We start from the raw sequence: 20,864 nt of genomic DNA on the forward strand, positions 1-20,864 counted from the left end.
CACTATTTTTATGTAATTAGTGGGTTATTACGCTCCCCAAACAGAGCAATTGGATTCGAACATCAAAAACTTTGGGGTAACCAATGGATTATCAATACAACAAATTTGTTCCAAGGTCTCTAAAAATATTATATTTTTATGTTTTATACTTCAATGGTTATAACCAAACGGTCAAAAAGAACAAAAAACAGCCATAACATGCTTGATTTTCATACTACCCACTGATTGATAGACTAAAAAACATTTTTCATCTTAATTCTTTTTAAATTTCTGCCATCAATTACGCATTTTTTCACGCTAAGATCTGTATTCTTCTTATATTTGCTGATAGAATCTTGCACCATTCACAGCGCATGAGCATCGAAGTACACGATGTTTATTTGCACAAATCCATTGACAAATGAAGGGCGAAAGGGCATATTCCTCGACCTTTGAATTGTCCTCAATAGAATACATTTGGGAGTTGGACCTTGGCTAATATCAAATCAGCTAAGAAACGTGCCGTTCAGTCAGAGAAACGTCGTCAGCATAACGCTAGCCGTCGCTCTATGGTACGTACTTTTATCAAGAAAGTTTACCTTGCTATCGCTGCAGGCGATAAAGAAGCTGCTCAGAAAGCATTCAATGACATGCAACCTATTGTTGATCGCCATGCTACTAAAGGCCTGATCCACAAAAATAAAGCAGCACGTCATAAAGCTAACTTAGTTGCTCAAATCAAAGCAATGTAATTTTGCTTCTTGATTAGCTTAAAAAACCGGCTTATGCCGGTTTTTTATTTGTCGCTATTTTTTATCTAAGCTATCAAGCGGCACTGAAAATAAATCTGAAAAATCTTTATTACACACTCGCTGTACTGCTGGGTGCTGAATCATTCTCTCTGCAAAAATAACGTAATACTCTTCTTTTACGCTCTCTAAACGGCCTAACTCTACAATATCTTCGCCACCTAGAAGATCAGGTGTATACTGCGATGGAGCTACAAAAATCGCGTTATAATGCATACCAAATGCTTTCATAAGTGCCGCATCATCAAACTCACCTAACACTTCAACTTGTAGATTTTTATTTCGTATCCAAGCTAAGATATGCCTACCTAATAAATATCGCCGCCCAGGAATTAATAAACGACGTTCCTCTAAACACTCAGGAAATGGCTTTTTAGGGATCGGCTGACGGCAAAAGAAACTCATATTACACTCGCCCAATTTCACCGAAAACAAGCCTTCTTGCTGCGATGAGTCAACTGGGCAATCAGACAAAATCATGTCTAATTTATGTTGGCTGAGCTGTTCTAATAGCAATTCATGTGTTGATTCAAAACAACGCAAATGAATTTGTTCATGCTCTACAACTGTAGTTTCTAATATTTTACTAACTAACTGTTTTGATAGCGTATCCGCAACCCCGACATCAAACAGTAGATTGGATTCGCGGCTATAATTAACAATATCTAGCATTTCTTGGCTAAGCATGAACATTTTATCTGCATAGCGAAAAATTAATTGCCCAAGCTCAGATGGCACCAGACCTCGCCCCTGCCTTTTGAATAATTTTCCACCTAATCGTTCTTCCAATGCTTTTATTTGCCCTGTAATTGTCTGAGGAGTCAGGTAAAGCGCTTCTGCTGCTCCAACGACAGAGCCTTCTTTACATACATGCCAGAAGTAGTAAAGATGGTTAAAATTAAGATGTGAAACCCGCATATCGATTCCTTTTGTACCATCACTAGCTAGACAAACGACTATTGACCATACACATTTACCCGCAGCTCATATTTCTCAGAGCCTTTAAAATGAATACCGTAGTGTATTTAAAAACACACTACGGTATATCATAGATTATTAGTTCGGAAATTCTTACTAATAATTTACAAAATTAAATGTTGAGCTGGTACTAAGTTAGTTCTTTTTGTTTCGGTAACACAACTCTTAACATAAAGTAACCTAAAAATGCAGCTAACGTAGAGCCAAGCAAAATACCTAGGCGTGAATAGGTACTATACACCTCATCGAGTCCATCAAATGCGAGGCCGGTTATAAAAATAGACATAGTAAAACCGATCCCACACAATACAGAAACGGCAAAAACTTGTTTTAAGTTAATCGACTCAGGCAACTTTGCGAACCCAAGTTTTACCGAAATCCAACTAAACAGAAAAATCCCAATGGGTTTACCCAAAATTAGCCCTGCGGCAACGCCTAATGGCAGTGGGCTTAATAAACCTTCTAATGTTACACCTTGAAGCTGTACACCCGAATTAGCAAACGCAAAAATAGGTAGAATTAAGTAAACAACCCATGGGTGTAAAACGTGTTCCAATTCTTCTGAAGGCTTGGTCTGGTTAGTACCATGTAAAGGAATTAAGAAGCCAACAATGACCCCAGCTAATGTGGCATGAACCCCAGATTTCAAAATACACACCCATAATATTAACCCAATAACTAAGTAAGCAGCTGTATTCTCTACTCTACGCCAATTCATCATACAGAGAATGGCAATACACAGTGCTGAAAGCCCCAATGCAACCAAAGAAACAGAACTTGTGTAGAAAAAGGCAATAATCACGATAACACCAAGGTCATCAATAATAGCCAATGCTAATAAGAACACCTTAAGTTCTGTTGGCACCCGCTTACCTAATAACGCCATCACACCTAAAGCAAATGCAATATCTGTCGCTGCAGGTATTGCCCAGCCTTGCTGAGTAACTGCATCTCCTCCGTTGAATAACAGATAAATTAGTGCAGGGGCAATCATTCCCCCTAATGCCGCAATTGCTGGAAATATCGCTTTATCACGCCCCGCAAGGGATCCTTCCAATAACTCACGTTTTACTTCAAGGCCGACCACCAAAAAGAAAATCGCCATTAAGAAGTCATTAATCCATAATATCAGAGGCTTATCTAAACCAAATTCTGATATCTTAATTGATACAGGAATATCTAAAAATTGCTGATAAGCCCCTTGTAATGGCGAGTTAGCCATCATTAAAGCGACTATGGCAGCAATAATCAGGAGTAAGCCCCCTGCTGCTTCTAACCTTAAAAATTTACGAATAATTGCTGTCATATAGTTAACCCCAATATATTTTTGAATGTTAATACTATGCTAATCATTAATTCGTAAAAAGTCGTTTATTCATCAGAGACGAATCGGAATTATCGAGCAATTTAAGTTAAGCGTCACAGAGAATGATAAAGAAACGTTAATTTTACTATAGACAACTTTTATAAAAACAAATAACAAATTTTGTTAAAAATGGACTTTATAATTTCAATTTTTTATTACAGTACCCAACCTACATTTTTCAACCACCACAAAATAATTATGCATCTTCTTTTCTCGATACCTTTCATGAAGATTTTAAATGTGGGAGACTACTTGCAAGATATTTGCAAAGCGCTTCGCAAAAAAAATGCGATTAGATTGCCAATAAAAAACTCAAGATTACAATTCACTAATGACAACTCACGTACTCTTTGCCGTACTTTTTGCCGCTTTTTGCCATGCAAGCTGGAATGCCATTGTTAAATTTGGCAATGACCGCTTTTTCGGTTTAGTCATGATTTCTGTTTTTTCTGGCATCTTAACGCTACCAGCAATATTTTGGTTAGGCCTGCCATCACCAGAAGCCATCCATTGGCTAGCTTTATCGGTATTATTTCATATTGGCTATACCTATTTTTTAAGCCAGGCTTATACACATGGTGATTTAAGCCAGATATACCCCATATCACGAGGGTCTGCGCCATTAATGACTGCACTACTCGGTGCTTTGCTATTTAGTGAGCTAATTCCATTAATGGGCCTTATTGGTGTTTTATTTATCATTTCTGGCGTAGTGCTTATTGCCTTTGCAGGGAAGAAATTCACTTTAAATATCAAAGGAAAAGCTCTGGCTTTTGCCATATCAACTGCCTTTTTTACTGCCTGCTATACCTTATCTGATGGCTATGGTGCCAGAGCAAGTGAAGACCCTGTGGTGTATACACTTTGGTTATTTCTATTGAATGGGATTGTGTTAGCTGTACCTGGCTTTATCAAATATCGTGGTACCCTAGTTGTTGGAATTCAACAATACTGGCGCTCTGGGTTACTTGGTGGGTTAATGCAACTGATTAGCTATGGTATTGCCATATGGGCGATGAGCCAAGCCCCCATTGTCATGGTCGCTGCAATTAGAGAAACTAGTGTGCTATTCGCTATGTTCCTATCTATTGCTTTTCTTAAAGAAAAATTCAACGTCATGCGAGTCGTTGCCTGTGTTGTTATTGTTTTTGGTGTTTTATTAGCAAAATTAAGTCATTAATAAAATTATTATTATTTAAATGTTCAGTTACCAAGCAATCAATTTTGTTTTAATTAAAAATAGTATTATTTCTTTTTATTTACCTATAGTTTTTATATTTTCTCACCAGATATGAGGCCAAAATGTCGCTTTTAAAATCTTTACTAGCTATTTCCATTATTAGTGCTTCTTTTTCTAGCTTTGCAGCTACACCCGCTGACATCATAATTGTAGATGGCACCATCTTAACAATGAATGCTCAAAAACAGGTTATTGACCATGGTACGGTTGTCATCAAAGGCAATAAAATTATTGCCGTTGGTGGCCCTGAGCTTACTCAACGTTACCAAGCACCTAATGTACTAAATGTTGATGGTGATATTGTCATGCCAGGGCTAATTAATACGCATACACATGCATCTATGACCGTATTTCGTTCTTTAGCCGATGACGTACCAGACCGTTTACACCGTTATATCTTCCCATTAGAAAATAAAATGGTCTCCCGTGAAATGGTTCGAGTCGGAGCAAACCTTGCTAATGTAGAAATGATTAAAGGCGGTGTCACAACTTACGTTGATATGTATTATTTTGAAGATGAAGTGGCTAAAACCGTTGATAAAATTGGTTTAAGAGCTGTCCTTGGTGAATCTGTTATTCAATTTCCTGTCGCTGATGCAAAAAATGCAGATGAAGGCATCAATTATGCCGTAAACTTTATCAATCAATACAAAGATCACCCACGTATCACTCCTGCTTTTGCACCCCATGCACCCTATACTAACACAACAGAGCATTTACAAAAAATAGCAAAATTATCTCAAGAACTTGATGTTCCCGTGATGATCCATCTAGCAGAAACCGATCGTGAGCAAGAAGAGATCGCCAAACGCACTGGTGGCAAAAGCCCGGTTCAATATATGGCAGACATAGGTGCACTGAACAATAAAGTAATAGCTGCCCATGCCATTATGGTTGATGAAAAAGATATGGATTTGCTCAAACAATATGATGTTGGTGTTGCACATAATATCAGTGCGAATACTAAGTCAGCTAAGGGTGTTGCCCCTGTGACAACCATGCTTGAAAAAGGGATCCGTGTTGGCTTGGGAACAGATGGACCAATGTCGAGTAATACGTTAACGACGTTAAATGAGCTGAATTTAGTGGGTAAAATTCACAAACTAGCAAATAAAGATAGAGCGGCGATGCCACCAATTACTGTTGTTGATATGGCGACAATGGGCTCTGCGCGCGTGTTACACATGGAAGATAAACTGGGCTCTCTCGAACCTGGGAAATTAGCTGATCTTATTGTTATTGATACCAAATCACCAAATATGGTTCCTATGTATAGCCCATACGCTGCGCTGGTATATGGGGCTAATGGAGCCAATGTCCGCCATACCATAGTTGATGGCAAAGTATTGATGCAAGACCGTAAAATACTGACTGCTGATGAAAATTCAATTATCAAAGAAGCTCAAGATTTTGCCAATAAAGTCCGCGAAACCGTGGTTGCTAGCGGTGAAGTTGTAAAATAAGATAAAAAAATGGCTGACTTGGCAATATGCTCAGTCAGCCATTCTCGTTTAATTAGCCACTCATTATTTATTTGTTAAATCATCGAAGAATTTTTTCACACCATCTAAAAAGCTTTTAGAGCGTGGGCTGTTTTTCTCACCGCTCTTTCCACCTAATGATTCACCAAATTCTTTGAGTAACTCTTTTTGTTTCTCATTCAGCTTAACGGGTGTTTCAACAACAATATGGCACATTAAATCACCTTGCAGACCACCACGTACCGATTTCACACCTTTCCCTTTCATGCGGAAAATTTTACCAGTTTGAGTTTCTTCTGGGATTTTCAGTTTTACACGCCCATCGAGGGTTGGCACTTCAATTTCGCCGCCCAGTGCTGCATCAGCAAAGTTAATCGGCACCTCACAGTGCAGGTTATTACCATCACGCTCAAAAATATTATGAGGTAACACATGAACCTGAACGAATAAATCTCCTGCTGGTGCTCCGTTTTCTCCGGCCTCACCTTCCCCTGATAAACGAACACGGTCCCCCGTATCGACACCCGCTGGAATTTTAACTGACAGTGTTTTATATCTCTCAACACGGCCATGACCATGACATTTGTTGCATGGATCTTTGATTACTTTACCGCGACCATGGCAAGTTGGACAAGGCTGTTGTACAGAGAAAAAGCCTTGGCGCATATGGACTTGGCCCATACCGTGACAGGTTGAGCATGTATCCGCACTGGTTCCCGGTTTCGCACCATTACCATGACAAACGTCACAGGTTTCTAAGGTCGGAATACGGATTTCTTTGGTCACTCCACGGACAGCCTCTTCAAGAGTCAGTTCCATGTTGTACTGTAGGTCAGAACCACGGCTTGGGCGCTGCTGTCTGCGGCCGCCTCCAAAAATATCACCGAAGACGTCACCAAAGATATCACTAAAGTCAGCGCCACCACCAAAGCCACCGCCGCCGCCCATTCCGCCTTGTTCAAACGCAGCATGACCATATTGGTCATAAGCGGCGCGTTTTTGCTCGTCAGAAAGAACTTCGTAAGCTTCTTTAATTTCTTTAAATTTATCTTCCGAGTCTTTATCACCCTGATTACGGTCGGGGTGATGCTTCATCGCTAAACGCTTATAAGCACGCTTAATATCTTTCTCAGAAGCATTTCTTTCGAGGCCTAACACCTCATAAAAATCTCTTTTCGCCATTCTCATTACCCTTAACATGCGGAACGGGCGTAGAGTTCCCTCGACGCCCGTATCCGGTATCAGTAACCATTAACTATCATTTGCTACAGCTACTGCGCCCGCTAAGGGCTTTATTTTTTGTCTTTGTCGTTAACTTCTTCAAATTCAGCGTCAACAACATCATCATCTTTCTTCGCTTCTGCGCCAGCTGCACCGCCCGCTTGAGCTTGTTGCTGTGCAATTTCCAGAAGTTTTGCAGATGCAGTGACTAAAGCTTGGATTTTCGCTTCGATATCTGCTTTATCTTCACCTTTTGCTGCCACTTCTAACTCAGAAGTTGCTTTTTCGATATTCGCTTTATCTTCAGCTGGTAATTTATCACCGGCTTCTTCAATTTGTTTACGAGTACCGTGAACTAATTGGTCAGCTTGGTTACGAACCTGAACTAACTCTTCAAATTTACGGTCAGCTTCAGCGTTTGCTTCTGCGTCACGTACCATTTTTTCGATTTCCTCGTCATTCAGACCTGAAGAAGCCTTAATGGTGATGTTTTGCTCACGTCCGCTATTTTTATCTTTCGCAGAAACATGCAAGATACCATCCGCATCGATATCAAAAGTCACTTCGATTTGTGGCATACCACGTGGTGCAGCTTGAATACCATCTAAGTTAAACTGACCCAGTGATTTGTTGTCACTCGCACGTTTACGCTCACCCTGCAGAACATGGATAGTTACCGCAGCTTGATTGTCTTCCGCTGTTGAGAACACTTGGCTGTGTTTTGTTGGGATAGTGGTGTTCTTCGAAATTAACGAAGTCATCACACCGCCCATGGTTTCGATACCTAAAGACAGAGGCGTTACGTCAAGTAACAGAACGTCTTTAACATCGCCCGCTAAAACACCACCTTGTACTGCCGCACCCATTGCAACTGCTTCGTCTGGGTTCACGTCTTTACGTGGTTCTTTACCAAAGAAATCAGCAACAACTTTTTGAACCATTGGCATACGTGTTTGGCCACCAACTAAGATAACGTCGTTGATTTCGCTCACGCTTAAGCCTGCGTCTTGCAGAGCAACTTTAACTGGCTCCATTGAACGCTTAACTAAATCTTCTACCAGTGACTCTAATTTCGCACGAGTCACTTTAATATTCATGTGTTTAGGACCTGTTGCATCCGCTGTAATGTACGGCAGGTTAACGTCTGTTTGTTGTGCAGAAGACAGCTCAATTTTTGCTTTTTCTGCAGCTTCTTTCAGACGTTGCATCGCTAACGGGTCGTTACGTAGGTCAACACCTTGTTCTTTCTTAAACTCTTCAACTAAGTAGTTGATTAAACGAGTATCGAAGTCTTCACCACCTAAGTGAGTATCACCATTGGTTGCCAAAACTTCATAGGTTTTTTCGCCATCAACTTCATCAATTTCGATGATTGATAAGTCAAATGTACCACCACCTAAGTCATAAACCGCAATAGTACGGTTACCCACTTCTCTATCTAAACCATATGCTAATGCAGCAGCTGTTGGTTCGTTAATGATACGTTTTACTTCTAAACCAGCGATACGGCCCGCATCTTTAGTCGCTTGACGCTGAGCATCGTTAAAGTAAGCAGGTACAGTAATAACCGCTTCTGTTACAGGCTCACCTAAATAGTCTTCAGCTGTTTTCTTCATTTTTTTCAGAACTTCAGCTGAAACTTGTGGTGGAGCCATTTTTTGGCCTTTCACATCTAACCATGCATCGCCGTTATCAGCCGCAATGATTTTATATGGCATGATAGAAACGTCACGCTGAACTTCTTCGTCTTGGAAACGACGACCAATCAAACGTTTGATTGCAAATAAAGTATTTTCTGGGTTAGTCACAGCCTGACGTTTTGCTGGCTGACCAACTAAAATTTCACCATCTTGAGTGTACGCAATGATGGAAGGAGTCGTTCTATCACCTTCGCTGTTCTCTAGAACACGAGCTGTAGTACCATCCATAATTGCAACGCATGAGTTAGTTGTACCCAAGTCGATACCAATGATTTTACCCATCTAAAACGCCTCCAAAGGAATTCTTTTCACTATGATTTCGATATCAATCTATATGAGGCTCAATATTTCATTTTCAAGGGAGTTTTCACTCTGAGCCTAAATTATTTTTCAATACGCAATAATTTGGATTGATATCAGTTGATGCTTTTAAGATGGGGTCACAAATTCATTCATCAAGGGGGAGAATCAAAAAAAATTGCATTTATTGCAAAAAAACCTGTCTTGTGATCATGGTTTAAACAATCAAAACTGCGTATGATGCGCCGCCGCTGTTACTTTGGCAAAACTTTTTGTTTTTTATCTATTTGAATTTTATATATTTTACCAGAGGTTATATGCAGTCTAGCTCTCTTGCAAATCCAGGCCCACTTGGTTTACTAGGCTTTGGTATGACAACCATCCTGCTAAATATTCATAACGCAGGTTTTTTCCCTCTTTCATCCGTTATTTTAAGTATGGGCATTTTTTATGGTGGTATTGCTCAATTTATTGCGGGCCTGATTGAATACAAAAAAGGCAATACATTCGGTGCAACCGCATTTACTTCTTACGGAATGTTTTGGGTTGCATTAGTTGGTCTATTATTTTTACCTTCAATGGGATTAGCCGAAGCAACCTCACCTGAATTTTTAGGTATTTTCCTCGCTATTTGGGGAATTTTTACCTTTTTCATGTTCTTGGGAACATTCAAAGCTAATTTTGTTTTGCAATTTGTCTTTGGTAGCTTAACTGTATTATTCGCTTTATTAGCGATTGGTAATATCACGGGAAATGCGGTATTACTAAAATTTGCAGGTTTTGAAGGAATTATCTGTGGTGCTAGCGCATTTTATTTAGCGGTTGCGGAAATATTAAATGAGCAATATGGCAAAACAGTATTACCGATTGGCCAACGTGGTTAAGTTTGACTAACGTATGTGATTTTATGCATTAAATATTATTAATCAGGTGAGTCAATGCTCACCTGATTATATTGAAATACTACTCAGAACGAATTGCTGATTTAGGTCTAAATGCCTTCACAACCGTAGGATCTGTTTCCACATATGGGCCATCAAGCAATTGAATACAATAAGGAACACTGGCGAAAATACCAGAAACAACTACATTCCCTTCTTTGTCTTTTAAGCCTTCTAGTGTTTCCGCAATTGCTTTAGGCTGCCCTGGTAAATTTAAAATCAAGGCCTGATTGCGTATTACTCCAACTTGCCGTGATAATATCGCAGTAGGTACAAATTTTAGGCTAATTTGCCGCATTTGTTCACCAAACCCCGGCATCTCACGGTCTGCAATCGCAAGGGTTGCGTCAGGTGTGACATCGCGACGAGCGGGGCCTGTGCCCCCAGTAGTTAGGACTAAATGGCAAGCAAATTCATCCACCAGCTCACATAATGTTTGCTCTATCATGATTTGCTCATCAGGGATCAGGCGAGTTTCGATGCGAAAAGGTGTTGTCAGCGTTTTGGCTAACCACTCCTCTAATGCAGGAATGCCTTTATCTTCATAAATACCGCTCGAAGCACGATCAGAAACAGAAACCAGACCTATGCGCAATTCATCCATACAAACCTCAAAGAAATTATTCAATCAAAAACTGTTCACTTAAGAATAAACAGGAGCGATATCATATCATGATGAATGATTGCATGCAGTGCCGAGGTGTTTTTATCTTTAAATTGAGAACTAACTCAATGAAAAATGGATATAAAAAAACCCAACCAACCGGCTGGGTTTTAACGAAAAAAAGAAATAAATTACAGTAAATCTGCAATCATTTTTTCCAGTTTCTCTTGGTCTACTGCAAACTTACGAATACCGTCAGACAGTTTATCAACCGCCATTGGATCTTGATTGTGCTGCCAGTAGAACTCTGCTTCTGTCAACTTAGCGCCTGGCTCTTGAGTTTTACCTGCATCTGTCAGTTTACGTACTAATTCACCCTGTGATTCTGACAGCTCTTTCAATAACCCTGGAGAGATAGTTAAGCGGTCACAACCTGCTAGTTCAATGATTTCACCCACGTTACGGAAGCTTGCGCCCATAACCACCGTTTTATAACCGTGAGCTTTGTAGTAATTGTAGATTTCAGTAACAGAAACCACACCTGGATCTTCATGTGGCGCGAATTCTTTTTTATCTGTATTCGCTTTGTACCAGTCAAGAATACGGCCCACAAATGGAGAAATCAGGTATACACCCGCTTCCGCACAAGCACGTGCTTGAGCAAAAGAGAATAATAAAGTCAGGTTACAGTTAATGCCTTCTTTTTCCAGTTTCTCAGCAGCACGGATACCCTGCCAAGTCGAAGCCAGTTTAATCAGAATACGGTCATTACTGATGCCTGCATCGTTGTACATTTTGATTAAGTGACGCGCTTTAGCAATACAAGCTTCTTCATCATAAGAAAGGCGTGCATCAACTTCAGTAGAAATACGACCCGGAACTAATTTCAGAATTTCCAGACCGATATTAACAGCCAGCTTGTCACAAGCATCAACGATTTGTTGCTCGCGATTATTGCTTTGCTTACGTGCCCATTCTACCGCTTCATCAATTAATTTACGGTACTCAGGAATTTGTGCAGCATTTAAGATCAGCGATGGATTTGTGGTCGCGTCTTGTGGCTTGTAAAGCTTCATCGCTTCGATGTCGCCAGTATCAGCAACAACAGTTGTCAGACTACGTAATGAGGTTAGTTTATCGGTCATTTCTTTAATCTCGTTGTTATACCCGTCATATTCCAAGTTGTAGCGATGTTGGCTACTTACAATTCTTGCGAATGTAGTTGCGTTGGCTAACAAACTGCAACTTGAATTACTTTGCGTATTATAAAGGAATTGTGGCTATCGCCGCACCGTCTACAGATAATATCATGCATCCATATTGCTGCAAGCAAGTAAATCTAGTCAAAAGCAACTATTTGATTGGCAATCGATTTCGCTAACCAATTAGAAACTGAATCCTTTTAGCAAGTTATATTGTGCTGTTATTGTAATAAAGAATAATATTGGTTTGGCTTATCGTATCAATTAGCCAATTAGGCAGAATTTTTGCTAAAGTAAGCAGTATCATTCTTTATTAAGGGTCAAGTCATGCTTATTACAATTTCACCTGCAAAAACATTAGACTACGAAAGCCCACTTGCAACACAGCAATTTACTCAGCCTGAATTACTCTCTGAGTCTCAAAAATTAATTAATGTCTGTCGTAAGTTAACCCCCGCGGATATCGCCAGTTTAATGAAAATTAGTGACAAACTTGCAGGGCTCAATGCCGCTCGTTTTGCAGAGTGGCATGCGGACTTTACCCCAGAAAATGCACGCCAAGCGATCCTCGCCTTCAAAGGTGATGTATATACGGGTATGCAAGCAGAAACGTTTTCTCAAAACGATTTTGAGTTTGCTCAATCCCATTTACGTATATTATCAGGCCTTTATGGTGTTTTAAGACCGCTAGATTTAATGCAGCCTTATCGCTTAGAAATGGGAATTCGTTTAAAAAACACCCGTGGAAAAGATTTGTATGAGTTTTGGGGAGACATTATCACCAAGCAATTAAATCATGCATTAGCAGAGCAAAAAGACCAAGTATTGGTCAATCTTGCCTCAGATGAATATTTCAAATCAGTAAATACAAAAAAACTGGATGGCCAAATTATCAAGCCTATTTTTCTGGATGAAAAAAATGGTAAATATAAAGTTATCAGCTTTTATGCAAAAAAAGCTCGGGGTTTAATGAGCCGCTTTATCATCCAAAACAAATTAACGAAAACAGACCAACTAGCTGATTTTAATTTAGAAGGCTATCAATTTAATGAAAGCCAATCTAAAGGTAGCGAGTTAGTATTTACACGCCCAGAACAAGCTTAATGCACAAAACGTGGGAACTGACACACAACAGACACCCACGTATTTCAAAATACTTCATTCTTTTTTCGGGCTCAATCACAATTTACTCATAAACCTTCTCACTAAGCACGAATTAGCATTGATTCCTCAGCCTACTTTTTAGCTTTATGACAGTATAAATTGAGTTTTACCCACTATTTTGGAGGTGAAGTATGCCTTATGTCGCATCATCAAAACGCTATACTGAAATGGAATATCGTTTATGTGGCCGTAGCGGATTGCGCTTACCACTGATTTCATTAGGGTTATGGCACAACTTTGGCGATAACAAACCCTTTGATAATTGCCAAGCCATGCTTCGCCATGCTTTTGACCTTGGGATCACCCATTTCGATCTTGCGAATAATTATGGGCCACCGCCAGGATCTGCCGAAAGTACATTTGGTAGGATCATGCAACAGGATTTTCTACCTTATCGAGATGAAATGATCATTTCATCAAAAGCTGGTTTCACTATGTGGGATGGCCCTTATGGCGACTGGGGAAGTAAAAAATACTTGGTTGCAAGCCTAAATCAAAGTTTAAAACGCATGGGTTTAGATTATGTGGATATCTTTTATCATCATCGACCTGACCCCAATACTCCATTAGAAGAAACCATGGGAGCACTAGATCTCATTGTTCGCCAAGGAAAAGCGCTGTATGTGGGAATTTCTAATTACCCAACAAATTTAGCTAAAGAAGCTATTAATATTCTCAATGAATTAGGAACCCCTTGCCTGATTCACCAACCTAGATATTCCATGCTAGAACGCACTCCTGAAGAAGATTTACTCGATTTACTGGAAGAAGAAGGTGTCGGCTCTATCGCATACTCTCCGTTAGCAGGTGGGATTTTAACTGATCGCTATCTTAATGGTATTCCTGCGGATTCACGCGCTGCGGGTAACCCTTCTTTACCGCCAGAAAGACTCACATCCAACGTTTTATCAAAGGTTAAACAGCTGAACGAACTGGCGGTAAAAAGAGGACAGAAGCTAAATCAAATGGCCTTAGCATGGTTACTGAGACATGATAGGATCACTTCAGTGCTCATCGGCGCAAGCCGTATCAGCCAAATTGATGATGCGATGGGGATCCTAAAAAATCGTAATTTTACGCAAGAAGAGCTCAAAGCTATCGAATTAATATTAGAAAGCTAATGAAATACATAAGTTGCAGGAAATCCTGCAACTTAATGAAATACATATTAATTAACGATATTCACCATTTGCTTTAAACTGCACCACAGAATAAGGCTGAGTACGGCCATCTGGCTGCTCCATACCTAAGCTACCAATTGGCATACCCGGAACAGAAATTCCCACCACATCTGCCGGTAAAGCACCAATCGCATCAAGGCTACTCACAGGAACATGTCCAACAATCACTTTGCCTTTGTATTTAGCTATGTGGCAGCTGCGTAAGTTATAAGGGACCTTCAATTCATCATTGAGTTGATTTAATTCATCATAACTGATTTCGTTCACTTCAACGTTATATCCCGCTTTTTTGATCCCTTCGCCCCACAATTCACAGCAACCACAGTTTGCATCTTTATACAATTGCACGCTCTGGTTTTGAGAAAATGCAGAGAATGACAGTAATAACATTCCACTCAACATTAATTTTTTCATCTTTAATTTACCTTCAAAATAGTCATGGTGAATATTCATCATTATTTATTATGACGTAACTGGCAGATTAATTTATAAGCTGCAGGAATAATAAATAGGGATAATAACGGTGCGGTGATCATGCCGCCAATCATCGGTGCCGCGATACGGCTCATCACTTCGGAACCAACGCCTGTTCCAAGTAATATGGGTAATAAACCCGCTAAAATTACAGCAACCGTCATGGCTTTAGGACGAACACGCAAAACAGCCCCTTCATATAATGCACGGTCTAAATCTTTATCTGATAAGCTGCTTATTCCTTGCTGTTTTTCTTTATCTTCGATTGCATGGCGTAAATAAATCAACATAACCACACCAAATTCAGCTGCTACACCTGCTAATGCAATAAATCCAGTTCCTGTCGCAACCGATAAATTAAAGTTCATCCAGTAAAGGAACCAAATAGCCCCAACCAAAGCAAAAGGTAAGCTTAATAAAATCAGCAAAGCCTCACTAAATCGTCTGAATGCTAAATAAAGCAATACAAAAATAATCATGATGGTAGCGGGAACCATTAACATTAACTTTTGATTAGCCCTTTCAAGTAATTCAAATTGCCCTGTAAAGGAATAGCTAAGACCCGGCTTCATTTGGATGTTATCTTTTATTGCTGCATCAATATCTTTAATAACAGAGACCATATCGCGATCGCGTGCATCAATATAAATCCAGCTAGTCGGTCTTGCATTCTCCGTTTTCAACATTGGAGCGCCCATATTCACGGATACATCCGCAACATCACTAAGCACAATTTGCTGTTTACTCGGCGTTAAAATTGGCAACAATTTCATCGCAGATACACTATTTCGGTAATCTTGAGGATATCTTATGCTAATTGGATAACGCTCAATCCCTTCAACTGTTTCCCCAATCATTTCCCCGCCAGTCGCCATTGAAATATAAACTTGTACGTCACTGATGCTCATACCAAAACGCGCTGCTTTTTCTCTATCGATTTTGACATCAATATAGCGCCCACCAACTAATCGCTCGGCTAAAACAGAAACAACCCCGGGCACCGATTTTGTAACTTTTTCAATTTCTTGGGCTAATGCATCAATTTCTTCGAGATCTCTGCCCGATACTTTGATACCTATAGGGCTTTTAACTCCCGTAGACAACATATCAATACGATTGCGAATAGGTGGAACCCATAAGTTTGCAACTCCAGGTAAACGCACAGTTTCATCCAGCTCATCAATAATTTGTTCGAGAGTCATGCCGTCTCGCCACTGTGCTTGCGGCTTCAAACGTATCGTTGTTTCAATCATTTCCATCGGAGCTGAATCCGTAGCTGTTTCAGCTTTACCGACTTTTCCAAATACCGTATCCACCTCAGGAATAGTTTTGATTAACTTATCTGTATTTTGTAGTAAAAATGCCGCTTGTGCAGGAGAAACCCCCGGTAGCGTTGAAGGCATATAAAGTAAGTCACCTTCATTAATCGCAGGAAGAAATTCACCACCTAAATGTTTTAATGGCCATATCACGGTAAATAAAGATAAGAAACCAATTAACAAGGTTGTTTTTGGCCATGCCAATACCTTCGTTAAAATAGGGCTGTAGAGTGAAATCAACCAACGATTCAGTGGATTTTTATTTTCATTTGGAATATTACCGCGGATCCAATACCCCATTAGAATTGGAATAACAATTAATGCTAGCGCTGCAGCCCCCGCCATGGCATAGGTTTTTGTAAATGCGAGTGGACCGAATAAACGGCCTTCTTGCCCCTCCAACGTAAAGATAGGAATAAAAGACAATGTGATAATTAATAAGCTGATAAATAATGCGGGTCCAACCTCAACAGCAGAGTCCGTAATAACTTTCCAACGCTGGGCATTATCAATGACTTTACCTTCATTTTCATACTGCCACTTTTCTAATTTTTTATGCGCATTTTCTATCATAACAATGGCGGCATCCACCATGGCCCCAATCGCAATTGCAATGCCCCCTAATGACATTATATTTGCATTTATTCCTTGGTAGCGCATGACGATAAAGGCAATAAATAATCCAAGAGGCAAGGAAATAATAGCCACTAACGCAGAACGGAAATGCCATAAAAAAACAGCACATACTAATGCGACAACAATAAATTCTTCCAGTAACTTATAACTCAAATTATCAATCGCGTTATCAATAAGAATACTTCTATCATAAGTAGTGATAATTTCGATGCCTTCCGGCAAGCTAGCACTTAAATCTTCAAGCTTTTGTTTTACATCATGAATCACATTACGTGCATTTTCACCTGAACGAAGCAAAATAATACCACCCACAACCTCGCCTTCTCCATTTAGCTCAGCAACCCCACGGCGCATTTCGGGGCCTTCCTGTATTCGAGCAACATCTTGCAGGTAAATGGGTACGCCATTTTCTGGTGTTTTTAGGTAGATTTTATTAAAGTCATCAATAGATTGAAGGTAACCACTTGCTCTAACCATATATTCAGCTTCAGCAATTTCAATCGATGAACCACCCGCTTCTTGGTTAGCCATTTCAACTGCCTGCTTTATTTCAGGTAATGTCACTGAAAATTGGCTAAGCTTGAGTGGGTCAACTAAGATTTGGTAGGATTTAACCACACCACCGACGGTTGCAACTTCTGAAACATTCGGCAACGCCTTCAATTCATATTTCAAAAACCAATCTTGTAACGAACGCAGTTCCGCTAAATTATGCTTTCCCGTTTTATCCACTAAAGCATATTCAAAAATCCAACCAACACCTGTCGCATCAGGCCCAATGGATGCCACTGCACCTTTAGGTAATTGGTTTTGAACTTGGTTTAAATATTCTAAAACTCGTGAACGAGCCCAGTATAAATCGGTATTATCTTCAAAAATAACATAAACATATGAGTCACCAAAGGCAGAGAAACCACGCACCGTTTTTGCTCCCGGCACAGATAACATTGTCGTCGTTATCGGGTATGTGACTTGGTTTTCGACTAGTTGTGGCGCTTGCCCTGGATAAGTGGTTTTGATGATCACTTGTACATCAGATAAGTCAGGTAATGCATCAACAGGTGTACTGCGAATGCTCCAAATACCTGCAATAACTAAAAATACGACTCCCATTAGCACTAAAAACCGGTTAGCAACTGAGCGTCTTATAATCCATTCCAACATACTCTACTCCTGAGATTTATGTGATGAATGATTAGATGACACCGATGGTTCGGGAAGCGCTTCCATCTTGGCTAATGCCCCAGCAATATTCGCTTCAGAATCAATCAGGAAAATCCCCTGAGTCACTATATGCTCGCCCACTTGTAAGCCTTCAGATATTGCCGTCATTTGTTGGGATTCACTCAGCACTCGCACCCTTTTCGGAATAAATTCACCATTCTCACCAACAGCAATAACATGCTGTTCTTTCCCTGAATCCACAATGGCTTGTGAAGGGATCAATAAACTTTCCGTACCTTCTGCAATTAGATTTAAATACGCCGTCATGCCCGGTTTTAATAAATGGTTGGGATCCGCAATTTCCGTGCGAATATTAATGGTGCGGCTTGCTTGATCCGCACTGGGTAATATCAACCAGTTTTTCACTATAAATAACTGTGAAGGATAGGCAGGAATAGAAACTGTAAATTGTGTTTGTTGATTAAGTAATTCAGCGACAGACTGAGGAACTGATGCATTAATCCACAATGGATCAGTTCCTTGAATTTGTGCAATAACGACTTCTTTGGATACATTCATTCCTAAACGCAGATTAAGTGCAGTAATTACCCCAGAAATAGGGGCTTGAACAGTAAAACGTGTTTGCACTTTTCCTGTTTTAATAAACTGAGAAAGCGCGCCTTCTGGCATGCCATTTAAACGTAAACGCTCAATGACGCTATTAAGATCTTGTTGGCTCGCATTCATTTGCTTAAGTGCGAGGTATTCGCTTTGTGCTTCAACCCATGCTGGGATCGTTAGCTCAGCAATAGGAACGCCTTTTTGGATCCTCTCACCGACTGTGAATGGATAAACTTTTTCAACAAAACCATTTTCTCGTGCTTGTACGATAGCAAATTGGTGATCATTAAACACAATTTCAGCTGGAAATGTTAAGTCATAGTTTAGTTTTCCCCACTTTACATCCACCGTTTTAAGCCCTAAATTTTGTGTCTGTGTTGGGTTAATTGTTATCCCCTTGCTATCCGCTGAAGCCAAGTTTTCATCCGCATATTTAGGGACAAGGTCCATGTCCATAAAAGGAGATTTTCCTGGTTGATCAAATTTAGTATTGGGATACATTGGGTCATACCAATACAATACGGTGCGTTCTTGTTTTTCAACTGATTGGCTATTATTTTCTACAACGAAAAAATAACGATAAAATAAAATTGAAATAACGCTCGATAAAATAATTACCAATAGCAATTTGGTCAGGTTAACTAATGACATAACATCTCTCTATCTATTTAGTTTATCTTTTCGACGGATTTCAACATTGAAAGATTACCTTGTTGTACAAATGAAAATTTTAATTCATCATTTTCTTGTAAGCCGTTGATCATATTTTCATTTTCATAAGTAAAACGCATCGTCATTGGTGGCCAGCCAATGCTTTCAATTTCTTTATGATTTATCGTTAATTTCTTGTTCTCTTTATCAATCGAAATGAGCTTTCCTTCTGTATTGATTGTCGGTTCTGCGACTTTTTCTGGATAAATAGAGTGGTTATGTTCAGCGCCGTTTGCATAGCCAGTTGCTGTTAACATCGCCATTGAAATTGCAAAAAATACTGTATTTAATTTTTTCATTTTTACCTTCATGATTTTATTAGTCCGCCACCTAGTGCAGAGAATAAATTTATTTCATTCTTCTGCTGTTCTATTTTCAACATCAATAAATTTTGCTGTTCAGTAAATAAGCTACGCTGTGCTTCAAGAACATCGAGATAACTCAAACCACCATATCGATAACTGGCTTGTTTCTGTATTAAGACGTTTTGCAGCGTGTTGACATATTGCTCTTGGGATATAAGTTGTTTTTCTAAACTCGATTTGATCACTAAGGCATCTTTCACTTCACGAAATGCCACTTGAATATTTTTTTCATAATTAACAATCGCTTTATTTTTTCTAATATTTGCCAACTCTAAATTTCGGCTATTTGAGCCCCCAGTAAAAATAGGTAACGTGATTTTAGGAATAAAATTCCAAATACCATTTGAAGAATCAAATAGCCCAGTTAAGGACTCGTTATTATTTGCGATACCCGTATTAAAGGAAATTGAAGGAAAAAAAGCGGCTCTCGCTACACCAATATTGGCATTCTCAGAAATAATATTTTGTTCCGCAGCCATAATATCTGGGCGTTTTAATAATATTTCAGAAGGAATATTTGAAGGTGTTGTAATCAAGGGATAGTTCGGTTCGTAGTGCCCTAACTCTGAGTTTATCTTTGTTACATAATCATTCGCCAAAAAATTCAATAAATTTTCATTTTTAGCAATTTCACTTTCAATTTTTTCGATATTAATAAAAATAGACTGCACTTGTCCTTTAGCTTGTTCTAAATCTGATAACCCCGCTTTTCCAGCCGCCACTTTTTGCATTACTATCGATTGGCTATTGAGGTAACTTTGTTTCGTCTCTTGTGCAATTAATAATAGTTTTTGGTTATACACCACATCTAAATACGCTTCTGCTACCGTTTTGATTGTTATAATTTGTGTCGCACGCTTCATCTCTTGGGAAGCGATAAATTTTGCTTTATCTGCATCAGATAAATTTTTAATACGTCCAAAAAAATCCAGTTCATAGCTGATATCAATACCCGCACTATATTTCTTATTGAACGATGTGCCAGACTCTAATGATTGGCTATAGTCACCACTCATTGATGAACTAACTTGAGGATATTTTTCAGCTTCCGCTAGCCCAAAACGCACACGAGCTTCTTCTACATCTAACGCAGCAAGATATAAATCACTGTTTTTCTCAAGCGCAATTTCTATCACACTTTTCATTTGTGGATCTTGAATAAATTGGTCCCAACTAGGAATCGATAATTCTATTTGAGCCTGCTTTACTGCATCAGAAATATTGCTACTAAATTGATGAGGTACATTAAGATTAGGACGTTGATATTCAGGGGCTAGCGAAACACAACCCGTCAAAATTAAGGCATAAGCTATAATTAATATTTTTGGGGAATACATGGTATAGCCATGCCTCTAGTGATTAAAATTGAGACTATAGTAAAAAAGAACAGCTGTTAGATTCATGACAT

17 protein-coding genes are annotated in these 20,864 nt (G+C 39.4%); 6 read left to right on the plus strand and 11 right to left on the minus strand.

Features of this window, described 5'->3' with window-relative positions; translation table 11 throughout:
• Positions 1-470 precede the first annotated feature (470 nt).
• Positions 471-731 (plus strand): 30S ribosomal protein S20, encoded by a 261-nt coding sequence (gene rpsT / locus PSE60_RS12570; RefSeq protein WP_004914688.1) that lies wholly within the window; start codon positions 471-473, stop codon positions 729-731.
• Positions 732-785: 54 nt separating this feature from the next.
• Here rpsT and nhaR read toward each other — a convergent pair whose 3' ends face one another.
• Positions 786-1,706, minus strand: a complete 921-nt coding sequence (gene nhaR / locus PSE60_RS12575; RefSeq protein ID WP_004914690.1) for a transcriptional activator NhaR — start codon at positions 1,704-1,706, stop codon at positions 786-788.
• A 190-nt stretch (positions 1,707-1,896) separates the two neighbouring features.
• Entirely contained in the window at positions 1,897-3,072 is a 1,176-nt protein-coding gene (gene nhaA, locus PSE60_RS12580) for a Na+/H+ antiporter NhaA (RefSeq protein WP_210836629.1), read from the minus strand.
• A 391-nt stretch (positions 3,073-3,463) separates the two neighbouring features.
• Here nhaA and PSE60_RS12585 point away from each other — a divergent pair, with 391 nt between their 5' ends.
• Complete coding sequence (locus tag PSE60_RS12585; RefSeq protein WP_272665621.1) at positions 3,464-4,312, plus strand: EamA family transporter; 849 nt, start codon at positions 3,464-3,466, stop codon at positions 4,310-4,312.
• A gap of 122 nt (positions 4,313-4,434) precedes the next feature.
• Positions 4,435-5,835: an amidohydrolase gene (locus PSE60_RS12590; protein ID WP_272665622.1), complete on the plus strand. Its 1,401-nt coding sequence runs from the start codon at positions 4,435-4,437 to the stop codon at positions 5,833-5,835.
• Between the two features lie 63 nt (positions 5,836-5,898).
• Here the strand turns inward: PSE60_RS12590 and dnaJ are convergent, their stop codons facing one another.
• Both dnaJ and dnaK read right to left on the minus strand, forming a co-directional pair.
• Entirely contained in the window at positions 5,899-7,035 is a 1,137-nt protein-coding gene (gene dnaJ / locus PSE60_RS12595; protein WP_272665623.1) for a molecular chaperone DnaJ, read from the minus strand.
• A 110-nt stretch (positions 7,036-7,145) separates the two neighbouring features.
• A complete protein-coding gene (gene dnaK, locus PSE60_RS12600) occupies positions 7,146-9,056 on the minus strand; it encodes a molecular chaperone DnaK (RefSeq protein ID WP_272665624.1) in 1,911 nt (636 codons plus the stop codon).
• 335 nt (positions 9,057-9,391) lie between these two features.
• Between dnaK and satP the strand changes: the two genes are divergently transcribed.
• Positions 9,392-9,958, plus strand: coding sequence for an acetate uptake transporter (satP, locus tag PSE60_RS12605; protein ID WP_272665625.1), 567 nt, complete (start codon positions 9,392-9,394; stop codon positions 9,956-9,958).
• A gap of 79 nt (positions 9,959-10,037) precedes the next feature.
• On the opposite strand, the gene mog is transcribed toward satP, so the two are convergent.
• Complete coding sequence (gene mog / locus PSE60_RS12610) at positions 10,038-10,619, minus strand: molybdopterin adenylyltransferase (protein WP_004914701.1); 582 nt, start codon at positions 10,617-10,619, stop codon at positions 10,038-10,040.
• 191 nt (positions 10,620-10,810) lie between these two features.
• Positions 10,811-11,764, minus strand: coding sequence for a transaldolase (gene tal / locus PSE60_RS12615; protein ID WP_210836618.1), 954 nt, complete (start codon positions 11,762-11,764; stop codon positions 10,811-10,813).
• 384 nt (positions 11,765-12,148) lie between these two features.
• On the opposite strand from tal, the gene yaaA reads away from it, so the two are divergent.
• Positions 12,149-12,925 carry a peroxide stress protein YaaA gene (gene yaaA / locus PSE60_RS12620; protein WP_272665626.1) on the plus strand — a complete coding sequence of 259 codons (777 nt, stop codon included), beginning with the start codon at positions 12,149-12,151 and terminating at the stop codon, positions 12,923-12,925.
• A 191-nt stretch (positions 12,926-13,116) separates the two neighbouring features.
• Positions 13,117-14,106 carry an aldo/keto reductase gene (locus PSE60_RS12625; protein ID WP_004914707.1) on the plus strand — a complete coding sequence of 330 codons (990 nt, stop codon included), beginning with the start codon at positions 13,117-13,119 and terminating at the stop codon, positions 14,104-14,106.
• A 51-nt stretch (positions 14,107-14,157) separates the two neighbouring features.
• On the opposite strand, the gene PSE60_RS12630 is transcribed toward PSE60_RS12625, so the two are convergent.
• Genes PSE60_RS12630 through PSE60_RS12650 form a run of 5 tightly spaced genes read right to left on the minus strand, consistent with a single transcriptional unit; the run spans position 14,158 to position 20,793 of the window.
• A complete protein-coding gene (locus tag PSE60_RS12630) occupies positions 14,158-14,580 on the minus strand; it encodes a DUF411 domain-containing protein (protein ID WP_272665627.1) in 423 nt (140 codons plus the stop codon).
• 41 nt (positions 14,581-14,621) lie between these two features.
• Positions 14,622-17,759, minus strand: coding sequence for an efflux RND transporter permease subunit (locus PSE60_RS12635; RefSeq protein ID WP_272665628.1), 3,138 nt, complete (start codon positions 17,757-17,759; stop codon positions 14,622-14,624).
• A 3-nt stretch (positions 17,760-17,762) separates the two neighbouring features.
• Positions 17,763-19,031 carry an efflux RND transporter periplasmic adaptor subunit gene (locus tag PSE60_RS12640; RefSeq protein ID WP_272665629.1) on the minus strand — a complete coding sequence of 423 codons (1,269 nt, stop codon included), beginning with the start codon at positions 19,029-19,031 and terminating at the stop codon, positions 17,763-17,765.
• A 17-nt stretch (positions 19,032-19,048) separates the two neighbouring features.
• Positions 19,049-19,390 carry a copper-binding protein gene (locus PSE60_RS12645; protein WP_272665630.1) on the minus strand — a complete coding sequence of 114 codons (342 nt, stop codon included), beginning with the start codon at positions 19,388-19,390 and terminating at the stop codon, positions 19,049-19,051.
• Positions 19,391-19,398: 8 nt separating this feature from the next.
• Positions 19,399-20,793 (minus strand): efflux transporter outer membrane subunit, encoded by a 1,395-nt coding sequence (locus PSE60_RS12650; protein ID WP_272665631.1) that lies wholly within the window; start codon positions 20,791-20,793, stop codon positions 19,399-19,401.
• Positions 20,794-20,864 lie beyond the last annotated feature (71 nt).

Origin of the sequence: Providencia sp. PROV174, from assembly GCF_028480685.1 — a bacterium.
GTDB lineage: Bacteria > Pseudomonadota > Gammaproteobacteria > Enterobacterales > Enterobacteriaceae > Providencia > Providencia rettgeri.